This window comes from Xanthomonas sp. WHRI 8393 (assembly GCF_040203315.1).
GTDB lineage: Bacteria > Pseudomonadota > Gammaproteobacteria > Xanthomonadales > Xanthomonadaceae > Xanthomonas > Xanthomonas arboricola.
In genome coordinates this window covers 125,819-145,882 of record NZ_JBEGGL010000001.1, presented here as the reverse complement: position 1 = coordinate 145,882, position 20,064 = coordinate 125,819, and the positions used below count along the sequence as shown (strand labels likewise).

At 65.9% G+C, this 20,064-nt stretch carries 18 protein-coding genes; 11 read left to right on the top strand and 7 right to left on the bottom strand.

Annotation, left to right across the window (positions count from 1 at the left end; genetic code table 11):
• Positions 1-391: 391 nt before the first annotated feature.
• A complete protein-coding gene (locus ABQ137_RS00600; RefSeq protein ID WP_349780935.1) occupies positions 392-1,477 on the top strand; it encodes an acyltransferase family protein in 1,086 nt (361 codons plus the stop codon).
• A gap of 188 nt (positions 1,478-1,665) precedes the next feature.
• Here ABQ137_RS00600 and ABQ137_RS00595 read toward each other — a convergent pair whose 3' ends face one another.
• Complete coding sequence (locus ABQ137_RS00595; RefSeq protein WP_039514696.1) at positions 1,666-2,724, bottom strand: NAD(P)-dependent alcohol dehydrogenase; 1,059 nt, start codon at positions 2,722-2,724, stop codon at positions 1,666-1,668.
• A gap of 309 nt (positions 2,725-3,033) precedes the next feature.
• Between ABQ137_RS00595 and ABQ137_RS00590 the strand changes: the two genes are divergently transcribed.
• The 6 genes from ABQ137_RS00590 (at position 3,034) to ABQ137_RS00565 (ending at position 8,219) form a co-directional block, all read left to right on the top strand.
• Positions 3,034-4,107: a glycoside hydrolase family 5 protein gene (locus ABQ137_RS00590; RefSeq protein ID WP_349780934.1), complete on the top strand. Its 1,074-nt coding sequence runs from the start codon at positions 3,034-3,036 to the stop codon at positions 4,105-4,107.
• A 23-nt stretch (positions 4,108-4,130) separates the two neighbouring features.
• Positions 4,131-4,367, top strand: coding sequence for a hypothetical protein (locus ABQ137_RS00585; protein ID WP_349780933.1), 237 nt, complete (start codon positions 4,131-4,133; stop codon positions 4,365-4,367).
• Positions 4,368-4,899: 532 nt separating this feature from the next.
• Complete coding sequence (locus ABQ137_RS00580; RefSeq protein WP_184457943.1) at positions 4,900-5,889, top strand: glycoside hydrolase family 5 protein; 990 nt, start codon at positions 4,900-4,902, stop codon at positions 5,887-5,889.
• 148 nt (positions 5,890-6,037) lie between these two features.
• On the top strand, positions 6,038-6,262 hold the full coding sequence (locus tag ABQ137_RS00575) for a hypothetical protein (RefSeq protein ID WP_349780932.1): 225 nt from the start codon (positions 6,038-6,040) through the stop codon (positions 6,260-6,262).
• Positions 6,263-6,370: 108 nt separating this feature from the next.
• Positions 6,371-7,432 carry a glycoside hydrolase family 5 protein gene (locus tag ABQ137_RS00570; RefSeq protein ID WP_104608597.1) on the top strand — a complete coding sequence of 354 codons (1,062 nt, stop codon included), beginning with the start codon at positions 6,371-6,373 and terminating at the stop codon, positions 7,430-7,432.
• A 337-nt stretch (positions 7,433-7,769) separates the two neighbouring features.
• Positions 7,770-8,219 carry a PepSY domain-containing protein gene (locus tag ABQ137_RS00565; protein ID WP_026064113.1) on the top strand — a complete coding sequence of 150 codons (450 nt, stop codon included), beginning with the start codon at positions 7,770-7,772 and terminating at the stop codon, positions 8,217-8,219.
• A 361-nt stretch (positions 8,220-8,580) separates the two neighbouring features.
• On the opposite strand, the gene ABQ137_RS00560 is transcribed toward ABQ137_RS00565, so the two are convergent.
• Positions 8,581-10,377, bottom strand: a complete 1,797-nt coding sequence (locus ABQ137_RS00560) for a M28 family metallopeptidase (RefSeq protein WP_349780931.1) — start codon at positions 10,375-10,377, stop codon at positions 8,581-8,583.
• Between the two features lie 60 nt (positions 10,378-10,437).
• Positions 10,438-11,094, bottom strand: a complete 657-nt coding sequence (locus ABQ137_RS00555; protein WP_349780930.1) for a DUF4097 family beta strand repeat-containing protein — start codon at positions 11,092-11,094, stop codon at positions 10,438-10,440.
• Between the two features lie 97 nt (positions 11,095-11,191).
• Between ABQ137_RS00555 and ABQ137_RS00550 the strand changes: the two genes are divergently transcribed.
• Positions 11,192-12,490 carry a murein hydrolase activator EnvC family protein gene (locus ABQ137_RS00550; RefSeq protein WP_349780929.1) on the top strand — a complete coding sequence of 433 codons (1,299 nt, stop codon included), beginning with the start codon at positions 11,192-11,194 and terminating at the stop codon, positions 12,488-12,490.
• 142 nt (positions 12,491-12,632) lie between these two features.
• Positions 12,633-14,141, top strand: a complete 1,509-nt coding sequence (locus tag ABQ137_RS00545; protein ID WP_349780928.1) for a S41 family peptidase — start codon at positions 12,633-12,635, stop codon at positions 14,139-14,141.
• 204 nt (positions 14,142-14,345) lie between these two features.
• Here ABQ137_RS00545 and ABQ137_RS00540 read toward each other — a convergent pair whose 3' ends face one another.
• The 3 genes from ABQ137_RS00540 to ABQ137_RS00530 all read right to left on the bottom strand — a co-directional run bounded on the left by ABQ137_RS00540 (position 14,346) and on the right by ABQ137_RS00530 (position 16,413).
• Positions 14,346-15,332 carry a D-2-hydroxyacid dehydrogenase family protein gene (locus tag ABQ137_RS00540; protein WP_046345202.1) on the bottom strand — a complete coding sequence of 329 codons (987 nt, stop codon included), beginning with the start codon at positions 15,330-15,332 and terminating at the stop codon, positions 14,346-14,348.
• Complete coding sequence (locus tag ABQ137_RS00535; RefSeq protein WP_016901574.1) at positions 15,332-15,652, bottom strand: DUF1820 family protein; 321 nt, start codon at positions 15,650-15,652, stop codon at positions 15,332-15,334. Before ABQ137_RS00535 ends, ABQ137_RS00540 begins: the two co-directional genes overlap by 1 nt.
• A gap of 68 nt (positions 15,653-15,720) precedes the next feature.
• Positions 15,721-16,413 (bottom strand): rhomboid family intramembrane serine protease, encoded by a 693-nt coding sequence (locus ABQ137_RS00530; protein ID WP_024939139.1) that lies wholly within the window; start codon positions 16,411-16,413, stop codon positions 15,721-15,723.
• 217 nt (positions 16,414-16,630) lie between these two features.
• Between ABQ137_RS00530 and ABQ137_RS00525 the strand changes: the two genes are divergently transcribed.
• Both ABQ137_RS00525 and ABQ137_RS00520 read left to right on the top strand, forming a co-directional pair.
• The gene (locus ABQ137_RS00525) at positions 16,631-17,971 is read left to right on the top strand and encodes an outer membrane protein transport protein (protein ID WP_024939140.1); all 1,341 of its coding nucleotides are present in this window, start codon (positions 16,631-16,633) and stop codon (positions 17,969-17,971) included.
• 120 nt (positions 17,972-18,091) lie between these two features.
• On the top strand, positions 18,092-18,796 hold the full coding sequence (locus ABQ137_RS00520) for a 2OG-Fe(II) oxygenase (RefSeq protein WP_349780927.1): 705 nt from the start codon (positions 18,092-18,094) through the stop codon (positions 18,794-18,796).
• An 85-nt stretch (positions 18,797-18,881) separates the two neighbouring features.
• On the opposite strand, the gene ABQ137_RS00515 is transcribed toward ABQ137_RS00520, so the two are convergent.
• Positions 18,882-19,976, bottom strand: a complete 1,095-nt coding sequence (locus ABQ137_RS00515; RefSeq protein WP_349780926.1) for a PA0069 family radical SAM protein — start codon at positions 19,974-19,976, stop codon at positions 18,882-18,884.
• Positions 19,977-20,064 lie beyond the last annotated feature (88 nt).

Here is a 20,064-nt window from a genome sequence, read left to right as displayed (position 1 = left end):
CTCTTCCGCGATCGGCATCTCGCTGGACACACGGCGCGCCGGACGGGAGTGCCAGCAAACGCAAGCGCCCAGCCGCCATGCAGCCTTTCGCACATACGCTTGAGCCTGCCATCGGCATGCGCCCGGGCCTGCATCGATCTGCAGCCTCGACGATTGCACCCACTATAGAAGTGTGATTTAAGTCACATATCTGCTGTCGCCCCCTAACGCGATCCTGCCGACCCACCTCCCGACGCGCAGGACGCCCTGCGCCGAACCGGATGTGCTCGGCAATGACGGCAGTCGGTCCCATCCCGGTGCGCGATACCGCCGCCGCGGACTCCAGACCTCATTCATCTGTCGCCGCGCCCCGCGGCGGCGAAGCCGTGGGCCCCACCAAGGAAGCAACCTCATGACACAGCAACTCACTACCGGCCAATACGGACGCGACGACTGGGTGGACTGGCTCCGCGGTGCCAGCGTGTTGATGGTGATCGTGCTGCACGCCTACGGCTTTGCCTTCGATGCCTACCCGGAACTGCGCGGCGGCGCTGCTGAAGAAAGCAGCGCACTGATGCTGTCGATCGAGCGCCTCAACCGCTCGCTGGCGCCGCTGCGTATGCAGCTGATGTTCCTGCTCTCGGGCCTGTTCGTGGCGCGTGGGCTGGACAAGGGCATCGCGCCCTACCTCGGCGGCAAGCTGCGGCACGTGCTGTATCCCTACCTGCTCTGGTCGGTGCTGATCTTCGCCCTGCGCGAGGCCGGCTCGGTGCTGGCCAAGGCCGAACCCATCGCCTGGGTGGACCTGGGCAAGATCGCAGTGGGCAACGTGGCACTGACCTGGTTCCTGTTCTACCTGTTCGTGTTTCTGGTGCTGATGCCCTTGCTGCGCCGGCTGCCGGCGCCGTTGGTCCTGGCCGCGACCGTGCTGGGCTCGGTTTGCCTGGGTCCGCTGCTGCGTCAGGGTGCCGATCCGTTCTATTACTTTGCGTTCTTTTACATCGGCACGCTGCTGGCCGGCCGGGTGCCGGCACTGCTGCGGCAGGCACCGCGCTGGATCTGGCCGCTGTCGTGCCTGAGCCTGTGCGCCATCGTGCTGATCGCCAATCTCACCGCGCTGCACAGCATCTGGATCGGCTACCTGCCGCTGGTGCTGGTCGCGCTGCCGCTGCTGATCACCGCGGCGATGTGGGCGAACCGGCAACCGGCCGCGCAGGCAATCCGTTATGTGGGCCGCAACTCGGTGGTGTTCTACCTGAGCCACTTTCCGCCGTTCATCGTGCTGGCCTACCTGCTGCCGCGCTGGATCGACGAGGGGACGGTGCTGTTTTTCGCCTTATTGAGTGTCGGCGTGCTGGGGCCGGCGGTGCTGTGCCTGCTGCGCGCACCGGGCCGCCTGCCCGCGCTGAACCTGCTGTTCTCCGCACCGCTGCCGGTGCGTCGCCCACACAGCCTGCCTGTCGCCGGCAAGCTGCACGCCTCGCCGGTGTCGGCATAGCCGCAGTCCTTGCCGGCAGTGCCGCCCAGCGGCGCTGCCGATCCGGCTGGTACGGCTGATGTCGTGCGGTCATACGACCACACACCGCCGTCCTAACCCGGGTGATGCATTCCATGCCGCATCACCTGGGCCGACTGTAGCGACGGCAACCGACCTGCAGCCCTGTGGCAGGGCTGCAGGCCAGGCGATCAGGCCGCCTTGTCCAGCGTGGCCATGTCGATCACGAAGCGGTACTTCACGTCGCTCTTGAGCATGCGCTCGTAGGCCTCGTTGATCTGGTCGGCGCGGATGGTTTCGATGTCCGAAACGATGTTGTGCTTGGCGCAGAAATCCAGCATTTCCTGGGTCTGGCGGATGCCGCCGATCAACGAGCCGGCCAGGGTGCGGCGCTTCATCACCAGATTGAACACGCTCGGCGAAGGATGCGACTCCTCGGGCACGCCCACCAGCACCATCGCGCCGTCGCGCTTGAGCGCATTGAGGAACGGGTCCAGGTTGTGCGGCGCGGCCACGGTGTTGAGGATGAAGTCCAGCGTGTTCGCCTGTGCGGCCATCTGCGCCTCGTCCCGGGACACCACTACTTCGCTGGCGCCCAGGCGCAGCGCATCGGCGCGCTTGCTCTCGGAGGTGGTGAACAGCACCACGGTGGCGCCCATCGCCTTGGCGATCTTTACCGCCATGTGGCCCAGGCCGCCCAGACCGACCACGCCCACCTTCTGACCGGGACCGACCTTCCAGTGCGCCAGCGGCGAATACGTGGTGATGCCGGCGCACAGCAACGGCGCCACTGCGGCCAGGTTGTCGCTGTGCGAGATGCGCAGCACGTATTTCTGGTCGACCACGATGTGGTCCGAGTAACCACCGTAGGTGTTCTCGCCGCCACCAAACATCGGGCCGTTATAGGTGCCGGTGAAGCCCTGCTCGCAATACTGTTCTTCGCCTTCCTGACAGGACGCGCAGCTGCGGCAGCTGTCGACCATGCAGCCGACGCCGGCCAGATCGCCAACCTTGAAGCCGGTGACCGCATCGCCGACTGCGGTGACGCGGCCGACGATCTCATGGCCGGGCACCGACGGGTAGCGCGTGTTGTGCCATTCGTTGCGTGCGGTATGCAGGTCCGAGTGACACACGCCGCAGTAGGCGATATCGATCTGCACATCGTTGGGGCCGGGCGCACGCCGTTCGAACACGAACGGTGCAAGCGGCTGATCGGCAGTTTGGGCGGCGTACGCGTGGGCTTGGCTCATGGGGGAGACTCCAGATGTGACGTCCCCCGCGACAGTGCGGGAGACTAAAAAAAGGGTGGCGCTAGCTTAAGACAGGCGCCTGTCGCACTCCTGCGACAGTGCGTCTTGCCTGGCGGCTTGCGGACGCGACCGCAGCGGCATGGTGCGCCCTGCAGGTGTTTGCGCGCGATCAAATCGGCGTTCGCCGGCGTGAATGGCGCGCTAACGCCGGAGCTTCTACGCTGACCAACCACCATCCTGCGCTGCACCATCCCTGCTGGCCGTGCCCTCCCCCTGCGGCCGCCTACGTCGATGCCGAAGGAGGCTTCCATGTTCCGCTCTCCCCCCAACCTCCCATCCTTGCGCAGTGCCGCACTCGCACTGACCTTGCTGGCCGCACTGCCGCTGGCGCACGCCAAGGAGCCTGCGCGCCCCGGAAAGGAATCCAGCGGCCTGAAGTATGTCGGCGTCAATCTGTCCGGCGCCGAGTTCAACTCACGCAAGAAACCCGGCACGCTGTTCAAGGACTACACCTACCCGGCCGCGTCGGATTTCAGTTATTTCGCAGGCAAGGGCATGAACACGATTCGCCTGCCGTTCCTGTGGGAACGCCTGCAGCCACAGCTCAATGGCGATCTGGATCCGGCGCAACTGGCGCTGCTGAAGAAATCGGTGGATGCGGCCAAGGCCAACAAGCAGTACCTGATCCTGGATGTGCACAACTACGCCAAGTACAACGGCAAGCGCATCGGCAGCAGCGAGGTGCCCACCGGCGCGGTGGCGGATCTGTGGCGCCGGCTGGCGCTCGAATTCAAGGACGACAAGTCGGTGATCTTCGGGCTGATGAATGAGCCCAACGGCATTTCCGCCACCGATTGGGCGAGTGCGGCGCAAGGCGCGATCAACGCGATCCGCAAGACCGGCGCCAGAAACCTGATCCTGGTGCCGGGTACCGCCTACAGCGGCGCGCACAGCTGGCGCAGCTCCAACTATGGCGTCTCCAATGCCAAGGCGCTGGAAATCCTCAAGGACCCGGCCAATAACCTGGCCTTCGAAGCGCACCAATATCTGGACAACGACTACAGCGGCACCAAGCCGGTGTGCACCAGCGCCACGGTCGGCGAGGAAAAGCTGCGCGGCTTTACCGCTTGGCTGCGCGAGAACAAGCAGAAGGGCTTTCTGGGCGAGTTCGGCACCGCCAACAATCCGGTCTGCGACCAGGCGCTGGAAGGCATGCTGACCTACATGGAAAAGAACAGTGACGTGTGGCTGGGCTGGACCTGGTGGGCTGCTGGCGCCTGGTGGAAGCCGGAATATTTCTTCACCGTGCAGCCGGGCAAGGACGGCAGCGACAAGCCGCAGATGTCGATTCTGAGCAAGTACGCCCGCCGCGCGACCAAGTAAGCCGCGCGGTCCGGTCGATCGCGGTGGTCGCAGCTATTGCTGCGGCCACCGTTTTTTTTGCCATCCGCCCTGTCCTGCCACGCGTCACCGATGAGATCCACCAACGATTACAGACCGCGCGCTGCATCCATCTCAGCCGCAATCCGATCTTCTTATTGCAGCAGGTGCACTGGCTGCCCGCTGCCGAAAGCATGACGCCGCCCACACCAATTGCGCGTTGCACATGGCAAGTGCCGAGGTTGCGCGACCGCACCAGGTGACTTTTGCATGTGCGTGCGCGTTGATCGCGCAGCAGCACGGTGGCGATGGCAGGTGCTGTGCTGCGCCGCGCGTTGCGTTTCGATGATGCCCGCGCAATGCGGCGTACGTCGCAATTGCGATGCGCACCACTGCCAGGCGCACGGCGCCATCGACCTGCAGCGTTGCGATCGCACCATGGCGGTCCAGCGATGCGGGAGGCGGCGTTCCGCAGCCATTCGGCGCAGATTGCAATCGGCATGCAATGCGCGTGACCGTGCGGTGTCGCCTTACCACAACAAAGCGTGCGCATGTTTGGCAATAAACGCGAAGTCGCTCACAGCTCCAATTAAGTGATAGCTCGCATTCGTAGTTTGAATGTCTCGATGCGCTTAGGGTGAAACGCGATGCAGTGTCGTCATGCACGTGGCAGGTCCACGCCAGGGCAATGCATCTCCCCCGCGAATGCTTCAGGAGTCACCCATGTTGCCCTCCCCCACGCCGACGCGCCGGCTGTCCAGCCGTGCGTTGTCATTGCTGCTGCTTGTCATCGTGCTGCTTGCAGGTGTGCCGTTCGCACAGGCACAGAACCGCCTGAAGTACGCAGGCGTCAATCTTTCCGGTGCCGAAATCAAATCCTCGCAAAAGCCCGGGGTGCTCAACGTCGACTATCTGTATCCGGCCGCCAGCGATTACCGCTACTTCGCCGGCAAACACATGAACATCGTCCGGCTGCCCATCCTGTGGGAGCGCCTGCAACCCAAGGCCGGCGGCGAGCTGGATGCGGCGCAGCTGGCACTGATCCGCCAGGCCGTGGCCAACGCGAAGGCGGCCAAGGTTTACCTGATCCTGGATATCCACAACTACGCCCGGTATTACGGCAACAAGATCGGCAGCGCGCGCGTGCCGATCAGCACCTTTAACGATCTGTGGCGACGCCTGGCGATCGCCTTCAAGAACGACAACAGCGTGATCTTCGGGCTGATGAACGAGCCTTACGACATCAATCCGCAATCCTGGGCCAACGCCGCGCAGGCATCGATCGACACCATCCGCAAGACCGGTGCCAACAATCTGATCCTGGTGCCCGGCGCGCTATGGAGTGGCGCGCACAGCTGGTATTCCACCGTTGCCGGCCAGTCCAACGCAGTGGCGCTGGCCTCCATTCGCGACCCCCTCAATCGCTACGCGATCGAAGTGCATCAGTACCTGGACACGGACTCCAGCGGCACCAGTGCCGGCTGCGTCAGCAGCACCGCCGGTGCCGACCGCCTGCGCAGTTTCACCCAATGGCTGCGTCTGAATCACAAGCAGGGCTTTCTCGGCGAGTTCGGCACCGGCAACAACGCCACCTGCAATAGCGCACTCAACGGCATGCTGGGCTATCTGGAAACCAACCGCGACGTATGGGTGGGCTGGACCTGGTGGGCCGCCGGCGCGTGGTGGAACCGCAGCTACCCCTTCAACGTGCAGCCCGATGCGCAGGGCCGCGACAAGCCGCAGATGTCGATCCTGAGCGCGCGCGCAAAACGCATCACCCAGTAGTCGAAGCAAGCAGCAAGCACCCAGCTCACGCATGTACACCCGGTATATGCCGATGCCCGGCAACAGCCGTGCCCAGTCGCGGTGAGCACAGTCGTCACGCAGCAAAACGCCAGCACTCAGCACGCGCTATAGCGCTCGCTGCGTGTGCGTGCGCAACAGCAGTGCAGCGTCGGTGATCCGGCGCCGCGCCGTTGACGGCGAGCGCATCCATCCGCCGATTTTTCGACAGCGCCATGCATGCGATGGCGGTGTCGACAAGCGTGCGCGACCGCTTTTCAGCGCGGCGCGTCACAGCGTGCTGTTCCAGAACGTGACCCTTGCGGTAAGTGACTGCGACCCAGCCTACACATTTGATTCACATTCGATGTGGTGAGCGTTTAGGCACGGCAGATGCATTGGTTACGACAGGTGTGGCGCACCTCGCGCAGATCGCACGCAAACCGCTGCGACACACCATCCCCGTCGTCGAAGGAGTTGTTTCATGTCTGCTGTCTCTCAAACGCTGCGCACCGTTTTCCGCTGCGCCCTGCTCTGCATTCTGTTCGGCACATTCGCACCCGTCTACGCACAAACACGCGCACTGACGTATGCCGGCGTCAATTTATCCGGTGCCGAATTCGCATCGTCCAAAAAACCCGGCGTCCTCAATAAGGACTATATGTATGCCTCGGCCAGCGATTACACCTATTTCGCCGGCGTCGGCATGAACACGATCCGCCTGCCGGTGCTGTGGGAACGTCTGCAGCCCAGTGCACGCGGTGAACTGGATCCGACCCAACTGGCCCTGGTGCAGCAAGCCGTGGCACGCGCCAAGGCATCGGGCATGTATCTGGTGCTGGACATCCACAATTACGGCAAATACTACGGTTACAAGATCGGTGGCGACGAGGTGCCGATCGCCACATTCGCCGATTTGTGGCGCCGCCTTGCGCTGGCATTTCCCAGCGACAACGCGGTGATCTTCGGGCTGATGAATGAGCCCAATGGCGTCTCGGCCAGCGCCTGGGCTGCCACTGCACAGGCAGGCATCAATGCGATTCGTGCCACCGGTGCGAACAACCTGATCCTGGTGCCGGGCGCATTATGGACCGGTGCACACAGCTGGTATTCGCCCACCAACGACGGCTATTCCAACGCAACCGCATTGGTTTCCATCTACGATCCGCTCGATCGCTACGCGTTCGAAGTGCATCAATACCTGGATGCCGATTCCAGCGGCACCACCAATGTCTGCGTCAGTGCCACCGTCGGTGTCGAGCGCCTGCGTAGTTTCACCGAGTGGCTGCGCACCAACCACAGGCGCGGGTTTCTGGGCGAATTCGGCACCGCCAACAACCCCGTCTGCAATGAGGCACTGCGCGGCATGCTCCGCTATATCGATGCCAATGCAGATGTCTGGTCGGGCTGGACCTGGTGGGCCGCCGGTTCGTGGTGGAACGTCAGCTATCAGTACAGCGTGCATCCCAACAAGGACGGCACCGACAAGCCGCAGATGTCCATCCTCTCGCCGCAGGCGGTGCGCGCCACACGCGCCATTCCGTGATGTGAGGCGGGTGGGTTGAGTCGAGCGAGCCGCCGCAAAGCGGCTCGCTTCTTTTGCATCTTCGTACTGGCTATCTATTGGATGACAGGCCGGGCAGGACGGTTTCGATGTGACACCGTTTACGTCGCTCCCAGTACACTACGCGCTCATTGCGCCGCAATGCCGCAAACCACTGGCTGATGAACGTGCGAACGTGCGTGCGTCATCGGACGCACCCCGATCGCATCATCACCGAAGCTTGAGCTCACTGAACTCTTGCTGCGGCTTCTGACGGCCATTCACCTGGCAGCGATAAGACCGCGTCCAGCATGGGCGCACTTCACTGCAGGAGCATCACATGGCACATCGACTGATGAAGACCGCGCTGATCGGCGCACTCGCTTTGGCAGCGCAGGGCGCGTTTGCGCAGGCCGCCGCCGACAAGCCGGCCAAGGCGCTGACCGCCCGCGAGGTCACCAGCATGCTGACCGACAAGGGCTATACCAAGGTGCACGACGTCAAGTTCGAACATGGCGTGTGGACCGCCGACGCACGCAGCGGCGACGGCAAGGATGTGGATGTGCGTATCGATCCGGTGACCGGCCGCGTGTACGGCGACCAGACCACCTCCAAACTGAGCGAGGCCGATATCCGCGCCGCGCTGTCGACCGGCGGCTATTCCAATGTGCACGATCTCAAGTTCGAAGACGGCTTGTGGAAGGCCGATGCCGAGCAACGCGGTGGGCAGAAGGTGGATCTGCATGTCGACCCGGAAGACGGGCACGTGGTGAGCGTGGATAACGATTGACCAGCGCACCCCGGAGTCGGCGGCGCGCCGACAATGCGCCGCGTTGATGGCAACGCGTTGTCGGCAGCACGATTGAAGGCCTCTCCCAGGCCGGTGGCATCCTCTCTCAGAAGAGCACCGACGAACAGACATCCTTCAGTGGGAGGCGGCACGCGATCCGACGCATCGATGCACTGCATCGACACGGATCGTGACCTCGCCCGCAACCGCAACGATCAGGACGAACCAAAACAAAGGGCCTCCAACAGGAGGCCCTTTGTTTTGATCGCGATACGCGGGCGCGCCGCTGCCGCTCACCTTGCAGGCCGCATCACGACGCCATGCAGTAGCTGCATGACATCGCATGCGGTGTTGGCGTCGTTCAACGCGCCGGCGCCGCCTTCTTGCCCTCGGCAGCTGCGTCCTTTTCGGCGTCAGGCGCCGCTGCCGCGGCGCCCGCAGCGGGCTTGCCGGCCATCATGCGATCGCGCGCAGCCTTGAACGGGTTGCCGGCATACCAGTTGGGCCAGCGCTGGCCGGCGGCCACCTCCTTGCCCACGCCATACACCGCCTGCAGGTCTTCGATGGTGCCATCGAGCTTCCAGCTGGCCGCATCGTATTCGTCGCCCGGGGCGTGATAGCGATTACGCCCGTAGTCTTCGGCGGCGGCGCGCCCGGCCGCAGTACCGCCCTCACGCAGGTCTTCGCCGCCATCGGCATACAGCGCCGGCACACCGGCCTTGGCGAAGTTGAAATGATCCGAGCGGAAATACGAGCCGCTTTGCGGCGTGGCTTCGGCATGCAGGGTGCGGCCCTGCATCGCGGCGATCGGCTTGAGGATGTCTTCCAGCTCCGAACTGCCCATGCCTACCACGGTGACATCGCGTGCGCGCCCGGCCACCGACATCGCATCCAGGTTGATCACCGCCGCGATCTTGTCCAGCGGAAAGCTCGGGTTGGCCACGTAGTACTTGGAACCGAGCAGGCCGGATTCTTCCAGCGTCACCGCAACGAACACCACCGACCGCGCCGGCTTGGGATCCTGATGCGCAAACGCGTCGGCAATCTCGAGAATGCCGGCCACGCCGGTGGCGTTGTCCACCGCGCCGTTATAGATGTTGTCGCCGCTCTCGCCCGGGTGTTTGCCCAGGTGATCCCAGTGCGCCATGTACAGCACCGCCTCGTCGGCATGCGTGGTCCCGGGCAGCACGCCGACCACGTTGCGCGAGGATTTCTCCGCGATCGTGCTCTTCAGGTCCACCGACCAGCTCGCCTTCAACGGCACCGGCTTGAAGCCACGCTTGCTGGCGTCCTTGTAGGCCTGCGCCAGATCCAGCCCGGCATTGGCAAACAGCTGCTTGGCGGTCTCGGCGCTGATCCAGCCCTGCACCGGCAGGCGCGGATCGGGATCGTCCTTGGCCGGCAGGTCGTATTGCGGGCCGGCCCAGGAATTCTTGACCACGTCCCAGCCATAGCTGGCGCCCGGGGTGTCGTGCACGATCAGCGCCGCGGCCGCGCCCTTGCGGGCGGCTTCCTCGAATTTGTAGGTCCAGCGGCCGTAGTAAGTCATGCGCTTGCCGTCGAACAGCTTGGCATCGCCGGTGTGGAAGCCCGGGTCGTTGACGAACATCACCACCGTCTTGCCCTTCCAGTCCTGGCCGGCGTAATCGTTCCATTGCTGTTCGGGCGCATCCACGCCGTAGCCGACGAATACCAGCTCGCTGTTGTCCAGCTTGACCTCGGCCTGGCCGGTGCGGGTGCCGACCACGATGTCGGTGCCGAAGGCCAGGGTGCGGGTCTGCTCGCCGCTGCGCAGGCTGGGTGCGGTGGCCGCATTGGCGGTGGTTTCCACCATTGGCACGTCCTGGAACCAGCTGTCGCCATTGCCCGGCTGCAGGCCGATGCGCTGCATCTGGTCGCGGATATAGGTGACGGTCTTCTCTTCGCCCGGCGTGCCGGGGCCGCGTCCTTCGAATTCGTCCGAGGCCAGCGTCTTGACCAGCTCGGCAAAGTCGTCGCCGGTCAGCTCCGGCGAAAAGGTGTGGCGGCTGACCGGTGCGCTGGCCGCCGTGTCCACCGGCGCCTGTGCGGCGGGCGCGCTTGGCGCGTCGGCGGATTCGCGCTTGCAGCCGGCCAGGGCCAGCGTCGCGGCCAGGCACAACAGGATCTTGCGGGGCATCGGGACTCCTCGTGCGGCGAAGGTCCCCCGATTCTAGGCGCTGGCCCCGTGGTGAGCGCGTCAGTCCTTGGGTGCCACGCCGCTGTCGAAGCTGCGCGCGGTGGCGCCGGTGACGGCACCGATCTTCGCAGTGCGATGCACGTACAGGCTGACCTCGCGCTCGAACTCCAGCGGGCCATCGACCACCGCATCCGGGCCGATCACCACGCGCGGCTTGCGCGCAGGCTTGAACGAGAAGCTGAAGTTCGGCTTGGTGACCTCGATCCCGCCATGCACATGCGAGCGCACCCCGACGGTAATGTCGCCGTTGACGGTCTCGATGCCCTTGCCGAGCTCGGTTTCCACCAGGCCGATACTGCCGTTGACCGTTTCCACACCGCCGCTGATGCGGCTGCCGCGCTCCACCAGCACGCTGCCGTTGACCGTCTCCAGCCCGCCGGACACCACCACCTTCTGCCCCAGCGTGATCGCGCCATTGACCGTGGAGACATCGCCGGTGCGGGCGTTGTCGCCGATCTGGATACTGCCGTTGACCGTTTCCACGCTCCGGGTCTGCGCGCCGGCGCCGACCTCGATGGAGCCATTGACGGTGTCCAGCCCGCCATAGACCTTGCCGGCCTCGGCGCTGATGCGGCCGTTGACCTTGCTGATGTCCTCGTCGGCCCAGGCGCTTGCGCAGACCAGGGACAATGCCAGAAGAAGATGCTGGGGCTTCATGCTGAACCTTGCGCGGCGGCGGCTGTCTTGGGCGTGGCGGTGATCACACCATGCTTGGCTACAATCGCGCACCTGCCTGAAGTCACTGGACCTTTCGTTGCCCCTGTCGCCCGCCCCGCGCTCGCGCCTGCCGTCCGCCCCCGCCACCGGCCGCTGCCGCGCGTGGCTGGCGGCGACCGTGCTGGCCTGCACGCTGCTGGGCAGCACCGCGGCCGGTGCGCAAAGCCAGCGCGAGACCGAGCGCAAACTGCAGCAGCTGCGCGACGAACTCAAGACCATCAGCGCCGACCGCCGCGAGCTGGAAGGCAAGCGCGGCACTGCCGCCCAGCAACTGCGCCAGGCCGATGAGAAGGTGGCCAGGACCTCGCGCGCGTTGAGCGAGACCGAAACGGCGATGCGCGAGCAGGAACAGCATCTGGGCAAGCTGCAGCAGGAGCGTGCGCAGCTGCAGCGCGGCCTGCAGAACCAGCGCATGCAGCTGGCTGCGCTATTGCGCGCCGCCGACCAGGTCGGCCGCAACGCGCCGTTGAAGGTGTTGTTGTCGCAGGACACCGTGGGCGATGCCACGCGCATGCTGGCCGATCATCGCTACGTGCAGAACGCGCGTGCACAGCGCATCCAGGCACTGACCACGCAGCTGGATGCGCTGACCAAGGTGGAGCAGGACATCGCCAACCGTCGCCAGGCACTGGATACGGCGCGTGCGCAGCAAAAGGCGCAGGCCGCATTGCTGCAGAAGGATCGCTCGCAGCAGGCGGCGACGGTCGCGCAGCTGGACGACCGCTACAAACAGCGCGCCGAACGCGAAAAAGCCCTGGGCCAGGACGCCAAGTCGCTGGAACAGCTGCTCGCCAACCTGCGCGCGGCGGCCGCCAAGGCCGAGGCCGAACGGCGCGCCGCCGCCAAACGCGCCGCCGCCGAAGCCGCCGCGCAGGCCAAGCGCAGCAAGACCGAGCGCCCCGAGCGTCCCGGCAAGACCCCGCCCAAGGTCATCGCCAGTGCGCCGGCACCCAAGGTCGGCGGTCTGAGCTGGCCGGTGGCGGGCAACCTGTTGGCGCGCTTCAATGCCACCTTGCCCGACGGCCACACCAGCAAGGGGGTATTGATCGGCGCGCCCAAGGGCAGCACCGTCACCGCAGTGGCCGATGGCACGGTGGTGTTCTCCGACTGGATGACCGGCTACGGCATGATCCTGATCGTGGACCACGGCAACGGCTACATGAGCCTTTACGCGCACAACGACACGCTGTTGCGTGATGCCGGCGCGTCGATCAAGCGCGGCGAAGCGGTGGCCAAGGTCGGCAGCTCGGGCGGGCAGGGCGTGCCGGCGCTGTACTTCGAACTGCGTCGCAACGGGCAGCCGGTGGATCCGTCGAGCTGGTTGCAGCGCCGCTGAGCGCACGCGCACGCCGCGCGCGTTCCGGTGCATGACCGCCGCCATACCTGGCCCCGCCAAGTCAACGCGGATTTACCGCGGCTTCGCGCATAATCCAGGCTGCTCCGTTGCGGGGCGTCTTATCTCTTTGTCGGAGTGCTTCATGCGCGTAGCCGTCCTGTCCGTTGCCCTGTCGCTGGCGTTGTTCGCCTCACCCGGTTGGGCGCAGAAAGCCAGTCCCGCCGCCGCCCAGGCCACTGCGGACGATCCGGAAGTCAACGAAGCCGCCGTCTCAAAGGTGCCGCTGGATGAGATCCGCCGCTTCGTGGCGGTGTACAACGCGGTCAAGCAGGCCTACGTCGACCCGGTCGAGGACAAGAAGCTGATGCACGCCGCGGTGCGCGGCCTGCTCTCGGACCTGGACCCGCACAGCACCTATTTCGACAAGGAAGATGCCGAAGCCTTCGACGAGCAGGCCACCGGCGCCTACGACGGCATCGGCGTGGAATTGCTGCAGCAGCAGGACAACACGCTCAAGGTGATCGCGCCGATCGACGACACCCCGGCCGCACGTGCCGGCATCCGCGCCGGCGACGTCATCGTGGCCATCGACGGCAAGCCGATCGACGCCAGCAAGGCGATGGAGCCGCTGCGCGGCGAATCCGGCAGCAAGGTCGTGCTGACCATCGTGCGCGACAAGGCTCCCAAGCCGTTCGACGTGACCCTGCAGCGGCAGACCATCCGCGTGGCCAGCGTGCGCAGCAAGCTGCTGGAACCGGGTTATGGCTATATCCGCATCAGCACCTTCCAGGCCGACACCGGTGCCGACTTCCAGAAGAACCTCAAGCAGCTGCAGGCCGGCGGCAAGTTGCGCGGCCTGGTGCTGGACCTGCGCAGCAATCCGGGTGGGCTGCTGACCTCGGCGGTGCAGGTGGCCGACGACCTGCTCGACAAGGGCAATATCGTCAGCACGCGCGGACGCATCTCCATCAGCGATGCCAAGTTCGACGCCACCCCGGGCGATCTGCTCGGCGGCGCACCGGTGGTGGTGCTGGTGGACGCCGGCTCGGCCAGTGCTTCGGAAGTGCTGGCCGGCGCGCTGCGCGACAACCAGCGCGCGCGCATCATCGGCAGCCGCACCTTCGGCAAGGGCTCGGTGCAGACCGTGCTGCCGCTGGACAATGGCGACTCGGTCAAGCTGACCACCGCGCGCTATTACACCCCCAGTGGCAAGTCGATCCAGGCCAGCGGCATCGTGCCGGAAGTGCTGCTCACCCCGGAACCGCAACCGGGCGATGCCGACGTGCCGGCCAGCCTGGCCGACTTCAGCGAAGCCACGCTGCCGGGCCATCTGCGTGGCGATGCCGAAGGCGAGGAGGGCTACACAGCCGGCGACGTGCTGCCGGGCGATGGCCCGATCGCTTCCGCGCTGGCCGAGCTCAAGCAGCCCGGCTCGGCGGCCAAGGCGCAAGCCGCGCTCAAGGCCAAGGCACAGGCAGCGCAGAAGGCCAAGGCCGCCAAGACCGCAGCCGAGCCCAGGCCGGCCGCCGCGCGCCCGGCAGCAGCTGACAAGCCCAAGCCTGCCGACAAGCCGAGCGAACCGGCCGACAAGGCCAAGCCCGCGCCGCCGGTGGAACCTGCCGCGCCTGCGCCGGCCGAACCGGTCAAGTAATCCGGCCACAGCGCAGCGGGTGAATCACCCGCTGCGCGCCAGGCCCGATCGCTACGCATCGGCACTGCCACGCCACCTGCACGCATCCCTGGATCACCCGGCCGCCACAGCGCCGGCGGGTTTGGACCCCAAGGCGCTTGTAGGAGCGACCCCGGTCGCGACAAGCCTCCCCAAGCGCACGATCACCACCGCGTCAACCACGCGCTATCGCGTAATCGCCAATGCCTCGGGATTGACCAGGTTGCGCGGCGCACCGGCGGCAAATGCCAGCACATTGTCGAACGCCGCTTCGAAGTACAGCGCATAGCTGTCGCTTTCCACGTAGCCCAGATGCGGCGTCGCCAGCACGCGCGGATGCTGCAGCAGCGGGTCGCGCGGATCCAGCACCGGCTCGCGTTCGAATACATCCACCGCCGCCTGTGCCGGCCGGCCTGCATCCAGCGCGGCCAGCAAGGCGCCGGGCGCGATCAGCTCGGCGCGGCTGGTGTTGACCAGCAACGCATCCGGACGCATCCAGGCCAGATCCTGCGCGTTGATCTGGTGGCGGGTCTGCGCGGTCAGGCGCCGATGCAGCGACAGCACATCGCTGCGTTCGAACAGGTCCTGCCGGCTGGCGGCGATGTCGAAGCCATCGCGCGCGGCCTGTGCGCACGAGGCCTCGCCGCCCCACACCAGCACCTGCATGCCGAATGCACGCCCGAAGCCGGCCACGCGCTGGCCGATCCGCCCGTAACTCCAGATGCCCAACGTGCGCCCATGCAACGCGCGCCCCAGGCCGGGATCGCCCAGCGCCTGCCAGCGGCCCTGGTGCAGCGCGCGCTGGTACTCGCCCAGGCGCCGGCTGGCCGACAGGATCAAGGCCCAGGTCAGTTCGGCCGGCGCCACCGGCGAGCCGACGCCTTCGGCCACCGCCACCCCGAACTCGGTGCACGCGGCCACATCCACATGCGCACCGATCCGGCCGGTCTGGCTGATCAACTTGAGTCGCGGCAGTCGCCGCAACAGCGTGGCGTCCACGCGGGTGCGTTCGCGGATCAGTACCAGCGCATCGGCTTCGACCAGCCGCTCGGCCCATTCGTTGGGGTCGGTGGCCAGCGCGCCCAGCACCTGCACATCGTGGCCGTGCAGGCGCTGCAGGCAGGGCAGGTGACGCACGGCGCCCTGGTAATCGTCGGGCACCAGGATGCGCATCAGCGCGGCTTGGTCGGCAACGGGAACGGCGTGACCACCTTGTCGCCGGTGGTGGCATCGCGGATCACCGACTGGCCCTTCTTCTCGACTTCCTCGATGCGCACGATGCTCTGCATCGGCAGGTGCAGCGTCTTGGTGTTGCCGAACTCTTCGCGCAGGCGCTCTTCGGTGGGGTCGACCACCAGCCCGTCGTGCACGTCGAACACCAGCTCGCCGATCTGGTTGAAGCCCCACAGATGGCTGCCGGTGACCTGGCGGGCGTAAAGCTCGTAGACCTTGCCGTGATTGAGGAAGGTGACTTTGTACAGAGGCTTGGACATGCGGCGATTATAGGCGCGCAGCCGGCGCAACACGGCGCCCCGGTGCCCCCTGCACGATTGCCGCCGCGCTAGAACCCGTGGCGCTTGCGCAGCCGCCGCGCGATCGCCGCGCGCACATACAGCCCGTACACGATGCCGAACACGAACCCGGCGATATGCGCCGACCACGCCACCATGCCGAAGGCCGGGCCGATATAGGCGAACACCACCTGCAGCAGCGCCCAGGCACCGATCAGCAACGGCGCCGGTACCCGGATGAATTCCAGAAACAGCCCCAGCGGCAGCACCACGCCCAGCTTGGCGCCGGGAAACAGTGCCAGATAGGTGCCGATCAACGCCGACACCGCGCCCGAGGCGCCGATGATCACCCGGTCCGGCGTGCCGATCGCGAAGATCGCCGCCAGATTGGAGGCCGCGCCGCCGACCAGGAACAGCAACAGCAGGCGCCACGGCCCGAGGATGCGCTCGGCCGGCAGCCCGAAGATCAGCAGGAACACCAGGTTGCCGAGCAGGTGCGACCAGTCGGCATGCAGGAACAACGCGGTGAACAGCCGCAGCACGCTGCCGTCGCGCAGCGTCGCCCACCAGTCGCCCAGGTTGGACACGCCGCTGGACAGCGCGCCCCAGTCCAGCCACAGCGTATTGCGTGCCTCGCCGGGCCGGCTGATCGACCACAGGTAGGCCAGCCAGACGGCTGCGAACAGCAACGGCACTGCCCAGCGCGGGGTGGGTTTCTTGCGGGAAGGGAGAGAGACGAACATCGGAGTGGCACTCTAGCGGGTTCACGCTCCTGAACCCATCCCTAACCTGTCCAGACGATCAAAACGTACTTCGTTATTGTTCGGTTAATTGTGGTGGGTATACTGCGTACGGCGTCGTATGTCGGGGGGGGGTCTCCGGCGCGCTCCAGCAGCCACTTGGCGCTGGGCGCGGGCGCTGTACCGACCACTGCAGTCTTTATCCGGAGAGCACCACCTTATGTCTACCGCTTCCACTCTCAGCCGCGCCACCCTGTTGGCCGTCGGTATTGCCGGCGTACTCGCCGTTGGCCAGGCCCACGGCGCCGCCTTCCAGCTGAAGGAAAACAGCGCCAAGGGTCTTGGCCGTGCCTTCGCCGGTTCGGGCAGCGCCCCGGACGATGCCTCGATCATCGCCAACAACCCGGCCGGCATGCGCCAGCTGGACGGTCGCCTGTTCCAGGCCGACGTCAGCGCCATCAGCTTCTCGGCCAAGTTCCAGCCCGACACCGCCACCTACGCCAACGGCGCCCCGGTCTCCGGCGGCAATGGCGGCGACGCCGGCATGATCGCGCCGGTCCCGGCGATGTACTTCCACGTGCCGTTCGGCGAGAACGACAACATGCACCTGGGTACCTCGCTGACCGTGCCGTTCGGCTTCAAGACCGAATACGACCGCGACTGGGTCGGCCGCTACCACGGCACCAAGACCGAGCTGCAGGCGATCGACTTCAATGTCGCGTTCTCCTACGACGTGAACCCGTACGTGTCCTTCGGTGCCTCGGTGTTCGCCGAGCGTCTGGATATCGACCTGGCCAATGCGGTCGACTTCGGCAGCGTGCTGGCCGCGCGCCGCGTGCCGGGCTTCGCGCCGGGCAATGCCGATGGCTACTCGCGCATCAAGGGCGACAGCACCGAAGTGGGCTTCACCCTCGGCGGCTTGTTCAGCATCGACGAGAACACCCACATCGGCTTCAGCTACCGCTCGGAAGTGGAGCACAAGATCACCGACGGCGATGCCGACTTCACCGTGCCGGGTCCGGCTGCGGCAGTCCTGGGCGTTGCCGCGCCGGGCACCTTCGTCGACACCAAGGGCCGCGCCACCGTCAAGCTGCCGGCCAGCGCCACCGCCAGCTTCACCCACAACGTGAACGAGCAGTGGTCGATCATGGCCGACGTCACCCGCACCGCCTGGAGCAAGTTCGACCAGGTGACCGTGGACTTCGCCTCCAACCAGCCCGACAGCGTGCTGGACTTCTCCTACCGCGACACCACCTTCGCCTCGATCGGTGCCGACTACCGCATGAGCGAGACGCTGACCCTGCGTGGCGGCCTGGCGTACGACCAGACCCCGACCACCGCCGAGCACCGCGACGTGCGCGTGCCGGATGCGAGCCGCAAGTGGGTCTCGCTGGGTCTGAGCTGGCGTCCGTCGCAGCAGGCCGAATACAACTTCGGTTACACCCACCTGTTCACCAGCGACCCGACCAGCGACACCCGCAGTGCCACCGGCGACCGCCTGGCGGGCAGCTACAAGGTGAAGGGCGACGTGCTGGCCGCTTCGGTCAACTACAAGTTCTGATCGTCGTAGCACCACGCGTGTAACGAAAAACCCCGCTTCGGCGGGGTTTTTCTTTGCTGCCTTGCGCGCGCCGCCGGGCGTGCTGTGCAGGCGGTAGCGCAGGTTGCTATGGTCGTGCGCATGAGCCAACCCGACTTCATCCAGATCACCGACAACGCCGTCTCGCGCGAGGATTGCGCCGCCATCGTGCAACGCATGCGCGACAGCCAGCAGCTGCATCCCGGCCGTATCGGTGGCGGCGTGTTTCCCGAACTCAAACACAGCCGCGACCTGCGCATCAGCGGTGTAGCCGAGTGGGCGGCGGTGGAAAACCGCCTGCAGCAAGCGGTGTTCGAAGGCGTACTGACCTATCTGCGGCATTATCCACAAGCCCTGATCTCACCGCTGATGCTGCAGGTCACCACTGCCGACGGTAGCCCGCACCGGCTGGTGGCCGGGGACATCGCGCAGATGAGCGACCAGGCGCTGGGCGACCTGGCCCGTACCTGCCTGCGCCCGGGCGCGATCAACCTGCAGTGGTACACCGCCGACCAGGGCGGCTATCCCTACTGGCATTGCGAGCTGTATCCACGCGATGCCAGCGCCGACACATTGCACCGGCATCTGCTGTGGACGCTGTACCTCAACGACGAGTTCGAACAGGGCGAGACCGAATTCCTGTTCCAGCAGCGCAAGGCCCGCCCGCGCACCGGCAGCCTGCTGATCGCCCCCACCGCCTTCACCCACACCCACCGCGGCAACCGCCCGGTCGGCGGCGACAAGTTCATCGCCACCAGCTGGATCCTGTTCCAGTCGGCGAGTGCCTTGTACGGCGGGGATTCGTGATTGGGGATTGGGGATTGGTAAGGGCCGGTCATTGCAGTGCGTCGGCTGTTACGAATCCCCAATCTCAAATCCCCAATCCCCGCCCCTAGAACAGACTGCCTTGCGGCGATTGCGGCACCGGCTTGGCCGGCAGAGCGGGGCGGCGGAACTTGGTCGTGTCCAATGCCGGCATGTCGCGTGCGTCGAAACCGCTGCGGCGGTGGGCCAGGGCGAAGCGGCGTGCCAGCAACTCCGCGTAGACGCCCTGGCCGCGCAGGCGTGTGCCGAAGGCGCTGTCGTAATCCTTGCCGCCGCGCAGTTGCTGGATCGTGCTCATCACGTGCCCGGCGCGTTGCGGGTGATGGGTCTGCAACCAGTCGCGGAACAGTGGCGCCACTTCGTGCGGCAGCCGCAACAACACATAGCCGGCACTGTGCGCGCCGGCAGCGGACGCGGCCTGCAGGATCGCTTCCAGCTCATGGTCGTTGATCCACGGGATCACCGGGGCGGCCATCACCCCGACCGGCACGCCGGCCTCGTGCAGTGCCCGCATCGCGCGCAGGCGGGCATGCGGTGCGGACGCGCGCGGTTCCAGCCTGGCCGACAGATGCGGGTCCAGCGTGGTCACCGAAAAATGCACGTTGACCAGGTCCTCGTGTGCCAGCGGTGCAAGCAGGTCCAGATCGCGGGTGACCAACGCATTCTTGGTGATCAGCGTGAACGGGTGCCGGGTCTCCCACAGCACCTCGATCAGGCGCCGCGTCAGTGCGCGTTTGCGCTCGATCGGCTGGTAGGCATCGGTGTTGATGCCCAGTGCGATCGGGCTGGGCACATAGCCCGGGCGCGACAATTCGCGGCGCAACAGCTCCGGCGCGTTGGTCTTGGCGAACAGCTTGGTCTCGAAATCCAGCCCGGGCGACAGATTGAGATAGGCATGCGAAGGCCGCGCAAAGCAGTAGCTGCAGCCATGCTCGCACCCACGATACGGATTGACCGATTGCGAAAAGCCGATGTCCGGCGATTGATTGCGGCTGATGATGCTGCGCGCGGTTTCCTCGGTGACCTGGGTGCGCAATGCCGGCGCGGCGAACTCCTCGCCGTCGTCGGCGTACCAGCCATCGTCCACCGGTTGTTGGGTGGTGGTTTCGAAGCGTCCGGGCAGATGGCCGGTCGTGCCACGGCCCTTGATCGCAGTTGCCATCGCCGCATCGTACGGCCGGCGGGTCTCAATCGATGCGACCAGGGGCGCGCCACGATGAAGCTTTCAGACCCGGCGCGGCGATCGCATC